This window comes from Frondihabitans sp. PhB188, from assembly GCF_003752365.1.
Lineage (GTDB): Bacteria > Actinomycetota > Actinomycetes > Actinomycetales > Microbacteriaceae > Frondihabitans.
On record NZ_RJUO01000001.1, the window covers coordinates 894,190 to 908,880 of the forward strand.

The following is a 14,691-nucleotide window of genomic DNA, read 5'->3' on the forward strand; positions in this document are numbered from 1 at the left end:
GCCCCCGGCCGACCCCAGCGAGTCGCTCGGAGGCGTGCACTCCAAGGCGGAGCACCGGCGACTATGGCGGAGCCATGTCGCCGGAGCGACAACGCCGGAGGGTGCGCCCCCGGCCGACCCCCGCGAGTCGCTCGGAGGCGTGCACTCCAAGGCGGAGCACCGGCGACTATGGCGGAGCCATGTCGCCGAAGCGACAACGCCGGAGGGTGCGCCCCCGGCCGACCCCCGCGAGTCGCTCGGAGGCGTGCACTCCAAGGCGGAGCACCGGCGACTATGGCGGAGCCATGTCGCCGGTGCGACAACACCGGAGGGTGCGCCCCCGAGCGACTCGGCCTAGCTCTGGCCGAGGTGGGCGCGGAGGTCGGCCAGATCAGCCAGCAGGTGCGCGACCGCGGCGGGATCGGCGACGCGGTAGGCCGCCGCGGTGACGCCCGAGCCGCACTTGAGGCCGAAGTCGTCAGGGCCGAGCACGGCGAAGCCGTCCTCGTCGGTCACGTCGTCGCCGGCGAAGAGAACGGCGGTCGCACCGGTCATGGCACGCAGGCGTTCCAGCCCGTCGCCCTTCGATGCGCTGCGGACAGCGAACTCCAGGACGTCCTTGCCGGTGCGCGAGAAGGCGCCGGGCGCCTCGGCCTCGATGCGGCGAGCGGCCTCCGCATCGGCCGCCTCGGTATCGGCGTCGGTCGCATTGCGCGTGTGGAGGGCGAAGCCGGCCGGCTTCTCCTCGACGATGACGTTCTCGTAGCCGGCCGCGACCTCGTCGAGGACGGTGTGGATCGTGGTCCGCAGCGCCGACTCCTCGGGCGTGAGGCCGACATCGGCCGAGCCGTCGATCCGGTACTCGACGCCGTGCGACCCCACGAGCAGCACGTCGTCGGGCATCTCGGACACCTCCGCCAGGCTGGCGATGGCGCGGCCCGAGACGAGGGCCACCGTGGTGTCGGGGAGCTCGACGAGACGGAGCAGGGCCTCGCGCGCCTCGGGGAGCATGCGCGCGCCCATCGGCTGGTCGACGGTCGGCGAGAGGGTGCCGTCGAAGTCGAGCGCGACGAGCAGCACGGCGGTGGTCGCGAGGCGGCCGAGCGCGTCGGCCATGGCGGTCTCGGCTGCGGCGTCGGGTTCCTCGGCGGCGCCGGGCACGGGGGCGGGGGTGGTCATGCGGCGGTCTCCGGGGTTCCTGCGCCGTCGTCTGCGGGCTCGGATCCCGACGACTCGGCCAGCGCCTCCTCGACGGTCTTCTTCGGCGGTGCCGCGATGCGGTGGCCCGGCCGGACGTCGGAGAGCGCGGCCAGGAACGACGCCGACCACTTCGCCACGTCGTTGTCGAGCACGCGTCGGCGCAGGGCGCGCATGCGCGTGACGCGGTCGCGGCGCGGCATCTCGATCGCGCGCATGATCGTGTTCTTGAGGCCGCCGATGTCGTGCGGGTTGACCAGGAGGGCGCTGCGGAGCTCGTCCGCGGCACCGGCGAACTCGCTCAGGATGAGCACGCCGTCGCTGTCGAAGCGGACGGCGATGTACTCCTTGGCGACGAGGTTCATGCCGTCGCGCAGGGCCGTCACGAGCATGATGTCGGCGGCGAGGTAGAGCGCGACCATCTCCTCGCGCGGGTAGCCGTGGTGGTGGTAGCTGATCGCGGTGTGGCTCATGGTGGCGTAGTCGCCGTTGATGCGGCCGACCGTCAGCTCGATCTCGTCGCGCAGGGCCATGTACGCCTCGACGCGCTCGCGGCTCGGCGACGCGACCTGCACGAGAGTCGCGTCCTCGACGCTGAGACGGCCGTCGGAGAGCAGCTCGCCGAACGCCTTCATGCGGTGGCGGATGCCCTTGGTGTAGTCGAGGCGGTCGACGCCGAGGATCACCGTCTTCGGGTTGCCGAGCCCCTCGCGGATCTCGCGGGCGCGGGCCTGGATCTCGGGCTTGCGGGCCAAGGCCTCGAAGCCGGCGGAGTCGATCGAGATCGGGAAGTGCTTCGCGACGACGCGGCGCACCTTGCGACCGCGGCGCGACAGCGGGGCCGACTCGTCGTCCACCGGCACGTCGATGTAGGGGCGCGTCGTGGCGTAGCCGAGCAGATGGCGCACCGAGCGCGAGAAGTTGGAGGCGTCGTCGGCGCGCTGGAACCCGATGACGTCGGCGCCGAGCAGACCCTCGAGGATCTTCTCGCGCCACGGCAGCTGCGAGAAGATGCCGAGCGGCGGGAACGGGATGTGGTTGAAGAACCCGATGGTCAGGTCGGGGCGGAGCTCGCGGAGGAACTGCGGCACCAGCTGCATCTGGTAGTCCTGCACCCACACGACGCCGTCCTGCTCGGCGACCTCGGCGGCGCGCTGGGCGAACCGGCGGTTCACCAGCACGTAGCTGTCCCACCACACGCGGTGGTAGGTCGGGGCCGAGATGACGTCGTGGTACAGCGGCCAGAGCGTGTCGTTGCTGAAGCCTTCGTAGTAGCGCTGCACCTCTTCTTCGCTGAGCGGCACGGGCACGACGTTGATGCCGTCGTTCTCGAACGGCTCGAACTCGAGGTCGGGCTTGCCGGCCCAGCCCACCCAGGCGCCGTCGTTCGCGCGCATCACGGGCTCGAGGGCCGTGACGAGGCCGCCGGGCGAGTGCTCCCACTTGACGTCGCCGTTCTCGTCGACGGTGTGGTCGACCGGCAGGCGGTTCGAGACCACGACGAAGCCGTAGGTCTCGTGCTCGGTGGCGGGAGGGGTGTGATCGGGGTGTTCGGACATCGGGTGTAGGTGCTCCGCTCGCTGACCCGGGACGCATTCCCCCGGGGTTCCGAGGCTACCAGCGCGCCGAACCGGGCGGTTCAGAGGCCCGGGCGCAGGAACCCGGGGCGGCCGGCCCCGGCAGATCAGTCCAGCAGGCGCAGGGTCGCCTCCGCCGCACGGGCCAGGGCTACGCCGTAGCTCCGGCCGTGCCCTGCCGCGTGCACCGCAAGCGGGTGCAGCTGGTGCAGGGGCACCCGCGCCTCCCAGCCCGGGCGCAGCGGCGCTGCCGCGTCGTACGCGGCCAGCACGTCGTCGAGGTACGGGCAGCCGAAGAGCGCGAGCATGGCGAGGTCGGTCTCGGGGTGCCCGCCGTGCGCCGCCGGGTCGATCAGCACGACGCCGTCGGCGCCGAAGAGCACGTTGCCGTTCCAGAGGTCCCCGTGGAGGCGCGCGGGCGCCGCATCGTCGTCGAACTCCCCCGCCGCGACGGCATCGCAGGCGCGCCCGACGACGGCCGCCTCGTCTGGCGCGAGGCTGCCCGCCGCTACGGCGATGTCGGCGAACGGCCGCACGCGCTGCTCGGCGTAGAAGACGCCCCACGAGTCGCGGGGGCGGCACGCCTGCTCGCGGCTGCCGATGAAGCTGGGGCCGGTCCAGCCGTCGGGCGGGGCCCCGAAGTCGGCGGCGCCGGCGCCGTGGGTGACGGCGAGCGCACGGCCGAAGGCGCGGGCCGCGGCGGTCGCGGGGCGGACCTCGGCGACGGCTTCCAGCTCGATGCGGCCGGTCGCCACGGCGATCACCTCGGCGACCCGGGCGCCGCCCGCCGCCTGGGCTTCGGCCAGCCAGCGGAGGCCGCGGGCTTCGGCCTGGAAGAAGCCTGCGGGAGCATCGGGCCGGGTCTTCACATGCGAGGTCACCCCTGAATCCTGCCCGTCACCAGTGATCGAGGACCACCTGAAGGGCTTTGTAGAAACAAAGACCGACGGCAATGACCAGAAATCCGGAAACGACTTTGCCTCGCCACAGGGAGCATGTGACAACAAGAGCCACCAGGGTGGCGAATGCCTCGAGAAGGAGGACGCCATCCCAATCTCGATCAAGTCTCCGGCGAACGTCGGCCGTCCCGACGAACGTTGCCACGGCGACACACCAGAGCCACCAGCGCGTCTCGTAGACGCGCTTCTCCACGACAGGGTGTGGTTCGTTGGTCAAGACGACTCCTTTCGAAGATATCGAAGGAACCCGACGGCACCAGGGACAACAATCCAGAGAGCGGCGGATGTCACCGCGGCCAAGGGATCAGCTCCTGATGCCATCCAGTTCGGGAAACTCGCGGATGCGAAATACCTGCCGCCGCCGTCAGGAACGACCGCGAGCGCGAGATCGAAAACAAGCTCGACGAAGAGGACCACTGCGACCGCCACTGGTGGAGACAACGCAACCGCGCCGATTGCGAACCCGAACAGACATCCCGGCACCACAAGAGCTACGACACCCCACACCATCGCCCAGAACCCACCGAGGACCATCGGTTGTTCGCGGCTGAGTCCCACGGTCAGTCCCGCAGCAACGGCTAGCACGATGGCAACACCGCTGATTCCGAGGACTCCGATGAGGGATGCGGCGATCTTCGCTCGAAAGATGCGATCACGCCGCGACTCCACGAAAAGCGTCTGCTGTATCGCCTGCGTGCGCCAGTCTGATGCAGCGGCGATGGCCGACAGGACGGGAGCGATAATTGCGAACGGCAAAACAGCAGCCGCCGCCGTCTGACTCAGGTCGAGGACTCCCCCTTCTTGGACAAGCAGCCCGAGAGCGCCGAGCCCTACGGCAGCGACGATGCAGACGAGCATCGTGACGATGGACGATCGCGTGTCAAAAAGCTTCCTCAACTCATAGGCAATGAGGCGGCTCATTTGGCACCTCCGCGTAGGGGAGGTCGATATTCACCTGAGGCGACAGCAGCGAACGTCTTCTCGAGTGATTCGCCTCGATCGTCGCGGAGTTCGAGTACGGCGATGCCAGCCCGGAATGCACAGAGGCCAACCGCCTCAAGCGGACCATCGATCGCCCAGCTTCCCGCCGAGTATCGATGCGCCCAGCCGGTCTCCGAGAGGGCATCAGCGAGTCGCGCATCATCGTCGACTCGAAGGAGAGTTCGCGTGTGCTCGACGGCTGAGCCACAACTTACATCATGCACAAGCATCCCGCGGCTCAGGATCAAGACGCGATCCGCCACCGCTTCGAGCTCGTTCAAGAGGTGACTTGAGACGACTACGATCCCGCCGGATTCGGCGAACTGCCGCATGACCGACTTCACCCAGGTGATCGCCTCGGCGTCGAGGCCGTTCATCGGCTCGTCGAGAAGGAGAATCGCTGTCGGCCGAAGAGTGGCGAGTGCCAACCCCAGTCGTACCTTCATCCCGAGAGACAGAGTCTTGACAAGACGACTACCAACCGCGGAAAGACCGGACCACTCCAATCGATCATCAGCTCTGGACCGACTCTGTCCAGAAAGAAAGGCCACCAACCGCAGGGTCTCTCGGACCGTTCGACCAGGATGGAGGTTGTCCACTCCCAAGAACACGCCAGTACCGGAGTCGCCAATTCGGGTCAGCTCCGGAGATCCACCATCAATCGTGATCGTCCCGCTCGACGGCTGACCAAGGCCCGACAGGAGCCGGAAAAGCGTGGTCTTCCCCGAACCGTTGGGCCCGGCAAGTCCCACCACGGTCCCGGCCCGCACATCGAAAGAGATACCGCTGAGAGCGTCTCGTTTTCCGTACCGCCTAGTGACGTCTCTGCATACGAGATGCACCATAGGACTCCTTCGAGAATGGTCGCGGCGGGCGAAATGCGAAGATTTCGCCCGCCGCACGGGTTAGTGGGTGAGAACCCAGTCGACGATCCGGCTGAGAATCTCAGTCGCAGAAGCGTTGGCGAGGAACTTGATACCCGAGCGGACCCACGAGGCCAGACTGTTCCACCAAGCCACCGTCTTGCTCCAACCGGCCTTGGCCGCTTTGACGCAGGCCTTCCAGATTGCGACGCCGGCTTTTTTGATGAACGAGATGATCGGACCGATCGGGATCCTGCCCCTCGACGACTTCGACGGCTCCGGAGTATCCGCCGGGATTCGAAGGTCGGCAGCGATGCCCGACGGGGATCCGATTGGCGTGACGGAGCTTGCGGTCGAGACAACCGCCGTGGTGGTGCTGGGAGCAGGCGCCGCAACGACTGGCGTCGCTCCGAGACCGATCGAGAGGCTCCCGAGCACGATGCCTGCAGCGACTGAGACACGATTGACTTTCTTCACGCGTTTCCTTTCTGGACGAACATACACATGAAATGTCTCGGTAATACTTCAGCGACGCGAGTCGGCATCTCGGCGGACACACGCGTACCCCGCATCCGTCGCCGGGCGCCGCCGCCTAAAATCGCGAGCATGCACCGCACCCGCGCCTACCGCGACGGATCGCTCGTCGGCGAGGACTTCGCTCTCGACGACGTCAGCGACTACCTCGAATCCGACGACTGCATGATCTGGGTCGACTTCGTCTCGCCCACCCAGGCCGACCTCGACAAGGTCGGCGAGGAGATGAACCTGCACGAGCTCGCCATCGAGGACGCCCTCGAGCACGGGCAGCGGCCGAAGCTCGACCGGTACGAGAAGTTCCTGTTCGCCGTGATGTACGACGTCGACTTCGACCCGGAGTCGGGCGACCTGGCCACCCGCGAGGTCAAGGCGTTCATCACTCGGCGCGCGATGGTGACGATCCACGACGAGTCGTTCGACATCTCGCTCGTCACGAAGACGTGGGACGACAACCGCGACCTCGCCCAGAAGGGCGTCGCCTTTCTCGTCTGGGGCCTCCTCGACCGCATCGTCGACCGGCACTACGACACCGCCGACGCCCTCGACGACGCGATCGACGGCTTGGAGGAGAACCTGTTCGACCTGAAGCAGCAGACGATGGAGATCCAGCGCCGCTCGTTCGCGCTCCGCAAGAGCCTCGTCACGCTGCGGCGCGTCGTGAACCCGATGCGCGAGATCCTGAACACGCTGCTCCGGCGCGACGACACCCAGTTCGCGCCCGACATGGGGCCGTACTTCCAAGACGTCTACGACCACGTGCTGCGGGTGATCGAGCAGACCGACAGCCTCCGCGACCTGGTGTCGACGATCCTCGACACGAACCTCAGCATCCAGAGCAACCGGATGAACCTCGTCATGAAGAAGGTCACGTCGTGGGCTGGAATCATCGCCGTGCCGACGGCGATCACCGGGTTCTTCGGGCAGAACGTGCCGTTTCCCGGCTACTCGCACGAGTGGGGCTTCGCCCTGTCGTCGGTGTCGATCGTGGCGATCTCGGTGGTGCTGTACGCGTCGTTCAAGAAGCGCGACTGGCTGTGACGCACCACCTCCTGCGATCCTGAAATACCGCACTTCTTAACACCGTGTTCACGGGGCGGCCACAGTCGGCGCCTAGCGTGAGCCGCATGATCACGGTCGGCATGAGCACCTCCTGCGTCTATCCGCTCGGCCTCGAGCAGGCCTTCGCGATCTCAGCCGAGGTCGGCTTCGACGGAGTCGAGATCATGGTGACCAACGACCCGGCCACGCACCGGGCGCCGCGCCTGATCGAGCTGGCGCGCGAGCACGGCCAGCCGATCCTGTCGGTGCACTCCCCCGTGCTGCTGCTCACGCACTTCGTCTGGGGCCGCGACCAGCGCACGAAGCTCGAGCGAAGCGCCGAGCTGGCCCGCGAGGTCGGCGCGGGCACCGTCGTCGCGCACCCGCCGTTCCGCTGGCAGCAGGGCTATGCCGAGCAGTTCCTCGATATCGTGCGAGAGGTCTCGGCCGCCTACGAGGTCACGGTCGCCGTCGAGAACATGTTCCCGTGGAAGATCGCGGGCCGCTCGATGAAGGCCTACGCCCCGGGCTGGGACCCGAGCACCATGGACGTCGACGCCGCGACCCTCGACTTCTCGCACGCCTCGCTCTCGGGTCGCGACTCGCTCGAGCTGGCGCGCGCCCTCGACTCGCGCCTCCGCCACGTGCACCTGTGCGACGGGTCGCGGGCCTCGGACGACGGGGGCATCTTCGACGAGCACCTCGTGCCTGGCCGCGGCGTCGAGCCGGTGGCGGCCGTGCTGCGCGAGCTCGCCTCGCGCGACTGGTCGGGCTCGGTCATCGCCGAGGTCAACACCAAGAAGGCCGGGTCGCAGGAACTCCGCCTCGCCATGCTGCAGGAGACAGTCGACTTCGCGCGCTCCGCTCTCGCCGTGCCCCGCGTCGCGCCGTCGGCCCCGGCCCCGTCGCTCCGCACCACGATCGGGACTGGGCACCACTGAAGCCCGTGGTGCCCAGTCCCGATCGTGGGCCTGCGCGTGGCACCGGCGGTAGGGTCGCGGCCATGGACATCGTGCTCGTACCCGGATTCTGGCTCGACGGCGCCTCGTGGGACGCCGTGACCCCGGCGCTGACGGCAGCCGGCCACCGCGTGAACGCCCTGACCCTGCCCGGGCTCGAGTCGGTCGACGCCGACCGCTCCGAGGTCTCGCTGGCCGATCACGTCGCAGCCGTGGTCGCTGCGGTCGACGCGGCTGACGGGCCTGTGGCGCTCGTCGCGCACTCCGGCGGCGCGGCACCCGTGCACGGCGCCGTCGACGCCCGTCCCAAGGCGGTGGTGCGCGCCGTCTACGTGGACTGCGTGCCGATCGGGCACGGCGCGGCGGTGAACCGCGACCTGCCCGTCGTGGGCGGCGAGATCCCGCTGCCGGCGTGGTCGGCCTTCGACGAGCCCGACCTCGTCGGCCTGGACGAGGGGCTGCGCGCCGAGTTCCGGGCGCGGGCCGTCCCCGAGCCGAGGGGCCCGGCGTACGACGCGCTCGAGCTCGGCGACGTGCGCCGCTACGACGTGCCGATCACGGTCATCGCCTGCGAGTTCGGCTCCGCCCTGATCCGCGAGTGGGTCGAGAGCGGCCAGCCGTTCGTCTCCGAGCTCGGCCGGATCCACCGCCGCACGTTCGTCGACCTGCCGACCGGCCACTGGCCGCAGTTCACACGGCCCGACGACCTCGGCGCCGCGATCGCGGCGGCCGTCGACAGCGCCTAGAGCCGCACCAGCGCCAGCACCGCGAGCGGAAGCATGACGACCGTCAGGCCGAGCCCGGCGAGCAGGAACCGCTTCCACGGCACCTCCACGCCGAGCGAGACCAGGCGCCCATGCCACAGCAGGGTCGCCAAGGACGCCCACGGAGTCACGATGCACCCCAGGTTCACGCCGATCAGGATCGCGACGAGGCGGAGCTCGCTGCCGCCGACCGGCTCGAGCGCGAGGTAGGCCGGCAGGTTGTTAGCCGTGTTCGCCGACAGGGCCGCGCCCCCGGCGAGACGGAGCAGGTCGGGGAACGACGTGCCGGTGCCGACGATGTCGCCGAGCAGGGTGGCGAGGCCGAGCGCCTGCGCCGCGGCGACGACGACGAAGAGCCCCGACGCGAACAGGAGGGTGCCCCACGGCACGAGGGTGAGGCGCAGGGCGGAGGGCTTCCGCACGGCGAAGGCCACGACGAGCACGAGGGCGGCCGCCGCCGCGGGGATCCAGACGGCGACACCGGAGACGAGCGCGGGGACGAGCAGCACGACCACCACCGCGGCGATGACGAAGAGCCCGCGGTCGGGAGCCGGAGTTCCTGCGACCCTCTCGAACCGTGCGCCGAGCTCGCGGCGGTAGCGCACGCCCACGGCGACGACCGGCACCAGGATCCCGACGGCCGCCGCCGGGGCGACCAGCGCCGCGTACGCGAGCGGGGCGGGGTTGCCGAGCGCGTGCACGGCGAGCAGGTTGGTCAGGTTCGACACCGGCAGCAGGAGCGAGCCGCAGTTCGCGATCCAGACGGTGGTGAAGGCGAACGGGAGCGGTGAGGCGCCGACCTTCCGGGCCACGAGGACCACGACCGGCGTGAGCAGCACGGCCGTCGTGTCGAGCGACAGGAAGACGGTGCACAGCACGGCGAGCAGCACGACCAGGAGCCAGAGCACCCAGACGCGGCCGCCGGCCACTCGGGCGGCGACGTCGGCGAGGCCGGCGAACAGGCCGGCTTCGGCTGCGAGGTCGGCGACGATCGTGAGGCCGATGACGAAGCCGAGGACGGGGGCGACCCGGTCGAGGAGGGCGAGGAGGGCGTCGGGCGAGAGCACACCGGTGAGGGCGGCGACGGCGCCGATCACAGCGAGGCCCGCACCGATGAGGGCAGTTTTCACTGCGTCAGTGTGCCATGCCCAGAGGTCGTCATCTGTATTGGACGAACCAGGCGACCTGGACGTACCCCTGAGCCGACGCCGACACGGCCTTGCCGTCGGTGTTCGTCTCGACCTGTAGGGTCCAGCGCATCGGCTTCGTCGGCACCCCGGCCGCGTTCGTGGTCTGCCCGACGAGCTTGCCGTCGAGGTACCAGCGCACCGTGCCTTTGGTCCGCTCGGTCACGGCCGTGTGCCACCCGGTGCCCATGTTGGAGGTGACGTCGTGCGAGGGACCGTCGAAGGCGTTCGTCGACGAGCCCACGACCTTGGAGGCCGGGTAGATGGCGCCCGCCAGGTTGCCGTCGGGCCAGTCGATCTCGCCGTCGCTCCAGTCGTCGGAGGTCGGCCAGAGCAGGAAGGCGAGCTTGTACCCGGCGACCCGGTCGCGCGCGGCGTCCGTGGTGAAGTTCTGGGAGTACGACGGGGTCCACGTCGTGCCGTTCGACACGACCGGGCCGGTGGGCATGGCGGTGGAGGCCGTCGCGGCACCGGCGGTCTGATCGGGGCTCCCGGCTGAGACGAACCCCCCGACGACGGCTGCGGCCGCGGCGAGACCGACAAGAGCCCTGGCTCGTGGTCGCATCCGGACACAGTAGCGAGCGGTCGTTACCGGCGTGTGTCCGGGTAGGTTTGACGTCAACGACGTCTAGGAGTCAAAGTTGCGCAAGTTCCTCTTCAACGGTGCCATCATCAGTGCGGCCTTCTCGGGCTTCAGCGCCCTCAAGGCCACGGCGAGCGGCCCCCGCGATTGGCGCCTCCTGCTCCTCTGGGTGAGCTGGGCCGCGTCGACCGCCATCGCCATCGGCAACGTGGTCGACGCGGCGAACCACGCCGACGACGACGCCTAGTCGTTCCCCGGGGCGTCCCGCTCGACGATCGCACTCCGCTCGACGATCGGGATGGCCGACGTGAACAGCGCCGCCCTCTCCGTGTCGGCGTGCTCGCCGGTGAACAGCCCGCCCTCGGCGGCCGTGGACTTCGTCGCGCGCCGCGACGGGGCCTCCGTGGCCACCTGCTCGACACGCGTGCGCGGCATCGACTGCGGGCTCTTCTCGTGCATCCACGTGACGAGCTCCTCGCGCACCAGGCAGCGGAGGTCGAAGAGAACGGCCGCATCGACGGCCGACACCAGGATGCGCACGTGCACGAATCCGCCGACCGCGTCGGTGACCTGAAGCACCTTGACCCGTTTGTCCCACAGGTCGGTTGCGGCCAGGATCCGGTCGAGCTCCTCGCGCATGGCCCCCGGGGCGATGCGCCAGTCGAGGTCGAAGTCGACCTGGCCGAGCAGCTCCGAGTTGCGCCGTGTCCAGCTCTCGAACGGCGTCGTCGTGAAGTAGGTCGACGGCAGCACCATCCGCCGGTCGTCCCAGATGTGCACCACGACGTAGGTCAGGGTGATCTCTTCGATGCGACCCCACTGCGTCTCGACGATCACTACGTCGTCGACGCGGAGGGCGTCGCTGAAGGCGAGCTGGATCCCGGCGAACACGTTCGACAGCGTCGACTGCGCGGCGAGACCGGCGATGACCGAGACGAGCCCGGCGCTGGCCAGCACGCTCGCGCCGACGGCCTCCACACCCGGGAACCCCAGCAGGATCGCGCCGGCCGCGATGATCACGATCGCCGCCACGGTGAGCCGCCGGATCAGCAGCACCTGCGTGCGTAGCCGCCGCGCCACCCGGTTGTCGGGCTGATCGAGGCGGTACCGAGCGAGGCCCAGGTCTTCGAAGTAGATCGCGAGCGACGCGATGAGCCACGCCATCGCGACGATCAGGGCACAGCGGAACACCTGCCCGACGAGCGAGTCGCCCGTGTATCCCTTCGGCAGCACGTTCTGCATCGACGACGAGAACGCGATCCAGACGAGCGCGATCAGCAGTGTCGTCCGGAACGGCCGCCGCACGCGGATCACGAGGCGTGACGCCCACGCCTCCCGCTTGGCGATCAGCCGGAAGATCAGCGACACCACCGCCGAGACGATGAAGGCGATGAGGACGGCCGCAGCGACGGCCAGAACGGGTTGCAACCAGGTCATCGTCCAAGCCTGTCAGCGAACGACGCCTGTCGCGCGATTCAGGGCGCAGGAACTCGGGATGGCCAGTTCATTGCCAGCCCGCCCCGACCCCATTGACATTGGAAATATTAACTAGCTACCTTGAGTGCACAATTCGTTCTACCAAAGGATTATCAATGACTCTCCTGGCCAGGCTTGCACTCTCGTCTATTGCAGTCGTGTCGCTTGTAGCGGCCTCGCTGGCCTTCGGACTCGGCGCAGGTCTGTGCGTGGTCAGCGCAGGCATCTTCTGCGTCGTCGCCGGCGCCATCATCACTGCCGCAACTGTTGCTATCACGGGCAACGGAGCAATCCGTTGCGGCACGAAGTCGCTCCGCGTGTACCCGTTCGCCAGCCACAAGCCCCGGTGCGCGTGATGCCGCGACTGATGATCCAGCTGTTCACGCGCATTCCCGTAGCGACTGCGATCAGCGCCGCGCTCGTCGTTCTAAGTGCCGTGGTTGCTACCTGTGGCGATGCCGGGCTATGGACACGACTCATTCAGGGCCTCCTACTTGCTGCGAGCCTGGCATACGTCGGCGCCGTGATCAGATCGCGACGCTCAACCCGGAACGGTCAGCCATGAGGTCCAGAGCGGAAGCGCGTCGATTCAGATACTGCGGGGGCGCTGGCGCAGCGCCTCCTGCGCGAGACCCCGGGTCGCGTAGGTGCCGAGCAGCGTCGCCGACGCGAGGTGCGAGCCGCGGAGGGCGGAGTAGCCGTTCCAGTCGCTGCGGACGAAGCCCAGGATGGCCTCGTCGCTGGAGACCTGCACCAGGTGGTCGGTGAGTGCGCGAGTCGTCACCCGGACTGGGCGGCGAGGAAAATCTAGTCGTTCGAGTGTCACGACGCCCAAGTTATCCGGGCGGCCCTCGCGGAGCCCTGGGACTTCGCTGTCGTTTCGCTGTTTGTACCCCAAAGTCCTCCTTAACGCCGACTGGCCCGCCGGTGAATGCGCCAGTAGCGTGCCGCAATGAGTACCCCCATAAAGGGGGGGCCGAGCGCCCCCGATGGCAAGCCCGCTGACGAGTTCGTCGCACAGGACTTCTCGCACGAGCAAGAGGGATTCCATCAGGGGCTGAAGCCTCGCCAGCTGCAGATGATAGCGATCGGCGGGGCAATCGGAACGGGCCTGTTCCTCGGCGCGGGCGGGCGTCTCGCCACCGCCGGGCCTGCGCTCGCCATCGTCTTCGCCATCTGCGGCCTGTTCGCGTTCTTCATCCTCCGCGCTCTCGGCGAGCTCGTGCTCCACCGTCCGTCGTCGGGCTCGTTCATCTCGTACGCTCGGGAGTTCTTCGGCGAGAAGTTCGCGTACGCGGCCGGCTGGATGTACTTCCTGAACTGGGCGATGACCGCGATCGTCGACACCACGGCCGTTGCGCTCTACCTGCAGTACTGGAAGGCGTTCACCTCGGCGCCGCAGTGGCTCCTCGCCCTCATCGCCCTCGCCGTCGTGCTCAGCCTCAACCTCGTGGCCGTCAAGGTCTTCGGCGAGATGGAGTTCTGGTTCGCGCTCATCAAGGTGACGGCGCTCGTGATCTTCCTCGTGATCGGCGTGATCTGGCTGGCGGCGGCCTTCCCGGTGACGCACGACGGGTCGTCGATCGACACGGGGCTGGCGGTCCTCCGCGACAACGGCGGCATCCTGCCGCAGGGTCTGCTCCCGGCCGTCCTCATCGTGCAGGGCGTCGTCTTCGCCTACGCGGCCATCGAGCTCGTCGGAACGGCGTCGGGCGAGACGCAGAACCCCGAGAAGGTCGTGCCCCGCGCGATCAACACCGTCATCATCCGCATCGCCGTCTTCTACGTCGGCTCGCTCGTGCTCCTCGCCCTCCTGCTCCCCTACACGGCGTACAAGGCGGGCGAGAGTCCGTTCGTCACGTTCTTCTCGAGCATCGGCAACCCCCAGGTCGGTCAGATCGCGGGGTCGATCATGAACTTCGTCGTCCTGACGGCGGCCCTGTCGAGCCTCAACGCCGGCCTGTACTCGACCGGCCGGGTGCTCCACTCGATGGGCATGAACGGCTCGGCGCCGAAGTTCACCACGGTCATGTCGAAGGGCGGCGTCCCATTCGGCGGGATCCTGCTGACCGCCGGCATCACCCTCCTCGGCGTCGCACTCAACGCGGTCGTGCCCGACCAGGCGTTCGAGATCGTGCTCAACATCTCGGCGCTCGGCATCGTCACGGCGTGGGCGACGATCATCCTGTGCCAGATGAGGTTCCGGAAGTTCGTCAAGGAGGGCAAGGCGAAGGCGCCGACGTTCCGCATGCCCGGTGCCCCCGTCACCTCGTGGGCGACCCTGGCGTTCCTGGTCGCGGTTCTCGTGCTGATGGCCTTCGACTCGCCGATCGGCACCTTCACCGTGGCGTCGCTGATCATCATCATCCCGCTGCTGATCCTGGGCTGGTTCCTGCAGCGCGACCGGATCCTGCAGATCGCGGCCATCCGCGAGGGCGTCACGGGTCCGTTCCCCGTCACCGGTCGAGACGCCGACCAGCAGGTGCCCCGCGACGACAAGTAGAGCTGCATCGCACCGCACCCGGTGCAACCCACGATCGGGACTGCCCACCACGGCATTGTGTGGTGCACAGTCCCGATCGTGGTTTCAG

17 protein-coding genes are annotated in these 14,691 nt (G+C 68.6%); 6 read left to right on the forward strand and 11 right to left on the reverse strand.

Going from position 1 to position 14,691, the window contains the following annotated elements; all coding sequences use genetic code 11:
- Window positions 1-333 precede the first annotated feature (333 nt).
- From otsB to EDF46_RS04205, 7 genes are all read right to left on the reverse strand, one after another.
- Window positions 334-1,158, reverse strand: coding sequence for a trehalose-phosphatase (gene otsB / locus EDF46_RS04180; RefSeq protein WP_199738187.1), 825 nt, complete (start codon window positions 1,156-1,158; stop codon window positions 334-336).
- Window positions 1,155-2,735 (reverse strand): trehalose-6-phosphate synthase, encoded by a 1,581-nt coding sequence (locus EDF46_RS04185; RefSeq protein WP_123504978.1) that lies wholly within the window; start codon window positions 2,733-2,735, stop codon window positions 1,155-1,157. Before EDF46_RS04185 ends, otsB begins: the two co-directional genes overlap by 4 nt.
- A 125-nt stretch (window positions 2,736-2,860) precedes the next feature.
- On the reverse strand, window positions 2,861-3,634 hold the full coding sequence (locus EDF46_RS04190; protein WP_233579811.1) for a fructosamine kinase family protein: 774 nt from the start codon (window positions 3,632-3,634) through the stop codon (window positions 2,861-2,863).
- A gap of 16 nt (window positions 3,635-3,650) precedes the next feature.
- The gene (locus tag EDF46_RS18670) at window positions 3,651-3,929 is read right to left on the reverse strand and encodes a hypothetical protein (protein ID WP_233579813.1); all 279 of its coding nucleotides are present in this window, start codon (window positions 3,927-3,929) and stop codon (window positions 3,651-3,653) included.
- Window positions 3,926-4,633: a hypothetical protein gene (locus EDF46_RS04195; RefSeq protein WP_123504979.1), complete on the reverse strand. Its 708-nt coding sequence runs from the start codon at window positions 4,631-4,633 to the stop codon at window positions 3,926-3,928. The genes EDF46_RS18670 and EDF46_RS04195 overlap by 4 nt, the downstream gene beginning before the upstream one ends.
- On the reverse strand, window positions 4,630-5,538 hold the full coding sequence (locus EDF46_RS04200) for an ABC transporter ATP-binding protein (protein WP_123504980.1): 909 nt from the start codon (window positions 5,536-5,538) through the stop codon (window positions 4,630-4,632). Before EDF46_RS04200 ends, EDF46_RS04195 begins: the two co-directional genes overlap by 4 nt.
- 60 nt (window positions 5,539-5,598) lie before the next feature.
- Window positions 5,599-6,033, reverse strand: a complete 435-nt coding sequence (locus tag EDF46_RS04205; protein ID WP_123504981.1) for a hypothetical protein — start codon at window positions 6,031-6,033, stop codon at window positions 5,599-5,601.
- A gap of 129 nt (window positions 6,034-6,162) precedes the next feature.
- Between EDF46_RS04205 and EDF46_RS04210 the strand changes: the two genes are divergently transcribed.
- The 3 genes from EDF46_RS04210 (at window position 6,163) to EDF46_RS04220 (ending at window position 8,836) form a co-directional block, all read left to right on the forward strand.
- Window positions 6,163-7,131: a magnesium transporter CorA family protein gene (locus EDF46_RS04210; protein ID WP_123504982.1), complete on the forward strand. Its 969-nt coding sequence runs from the start codon at window positions 6,163-6,165 to the stop codon at window positions 7,129-7,131.
- A gap of 86 nt (window positions 7,132-7,217) precedes the next feature.
- Window positions 7,218-8,072 carry a sugar phosphate isomerase/epimerase gene (locus EDF46_RS04215; RefSeq protein ID WP_123504983.1) on the forward strand — a complete coding sequence of 285 codons (855 nt, stop codon included), beginning with the start codon at window positions 7,218-7,220 and terminating at the stop codon, window positions 8,070-8,072.
- A gap of 62 nt (window positions 8,073-8,134) precedes the next feature.
- The gene (locus EDF46_RS04220; RefSeq protein ID WP_123504984.1) at window positions 8,135-8,836 is read left to right on the forward strand and encodes an alpha/beta fold hydrolase; all 702 of its coding nucleotides are present in this window, start codon (window positions 8,135-8,137) and stop codon (window positions 8,834-8,836) included.
- Here EDF46_RS04220 and EDF46_RS04225 read toward each other — a convergent pair.
- On the reverse strand, window positions 8,833-9,984 hold the full coding sequence (locus tag EDF46_RS04225; RefSeq protein WP_123504985.1) for an SLC13 family permease: 1,152 nt from the start codon (window positions 9,982-9,984) through the stop codon (window positions 8,833-8,835). The two genes, EDF46_RS04220 and EDF46_RS04225, sit on opposite strands and share 4 nt — an antisense overlap.
- A gap of 28 nt (window positions 9,985-10,012) precedes the next feature.
- Window positions 10,013-10,606, reverse strand: coding sequence for a hypothetical protein (locus tag EDF46_RS04230; RefSeq protein WP_148061131.1), 594 nt, complete (start codon window positions 10,604-10,606; stop codon window positions 10,013-10,015).
- A 76-nt stretch (window positions 10,607-10,682) separates the two neighbouring features.
- Between EDF46_RS04230 and EDF46_RS04235 the strand changes: the two genes are divergently transcribed.
- Entirely contained in the window at window positions 10,683-10,871 is a 189-nt protein-coding gene (locus EDF46_RS04235; RefSeq protein ID WP_123504987.1) for a hypothetical protein, read from the forward strand.
- Here the strand turns inward: EDF46_RS04235 and EDF46_RS04240 are convergent.
- Window positions 10,868-12,061: a mechanosensitive ion channel family protein gene (locus EDF46_RS04240; RefSeq protein ID WP_123504988.1), complete on the reverse strand. Its 1,194-nt coding sequence runs from the start codon at window positions 12,059-12,061 to the stop codon at window positions 10,868-10,870. The two genes, EDF46_RS04235 and EDF46_RS04240, sit on opposite strands and share 4 nt — an antisense overlap.
- A 155-nt stretch (window positions 12,062-12,216) precedes the next feature.
- Between EDF46_RS04240 and EDF46_RS17950 the strand changes: the two genes are divergently transcribed.
- Window positions 12,217-12,456 (forward strand): hypothetical protein, encoded by a 240-nt coding sequence (locus tag EDF46_RS17950; protein ID WP_148061132.1) that lies wholly within the window; start codon window positions 12,217-12,219, stop codon window positions 12,454-12,456.
- Between the two features lie 233 nt (window positions 12,457-12,689).
- Here the strand turns inward: EDF46_RS17950 and EDF46_RS04245 are convergent, their stop codons facing one another.
- The gene (locus EDF46_RS04245; RefSeq protein ID WP_123504989.1) at window positions 12,690-12,884 is read right to left on the reverse strand and encodes a hypothetical protein; all 195 of its coding nucleotides are present in this window, start codon (window positions 12,882-12,884) and stop codon (window positions 12,690-12,692) included.
- A 168-nt stretch (window positions 12,885-13,052) separates the two neighbouring features.
- On the opposite strand from EDF46_RS04245, the gene EDF46_RS04250 reads away from it, so the two are divergent.
- A complete protein-coding gene (locus EDF46_RS04250) occupies window positions 13,053-14,603 on the forward strand; it encodes an amino acid permease (protein WP_123504990.1) in 1,551 nt (516 codons plus the stop codon).
- The last annotated feature ends 88 nt before the right edge of the window (window positions 14,604-14,691 follow it).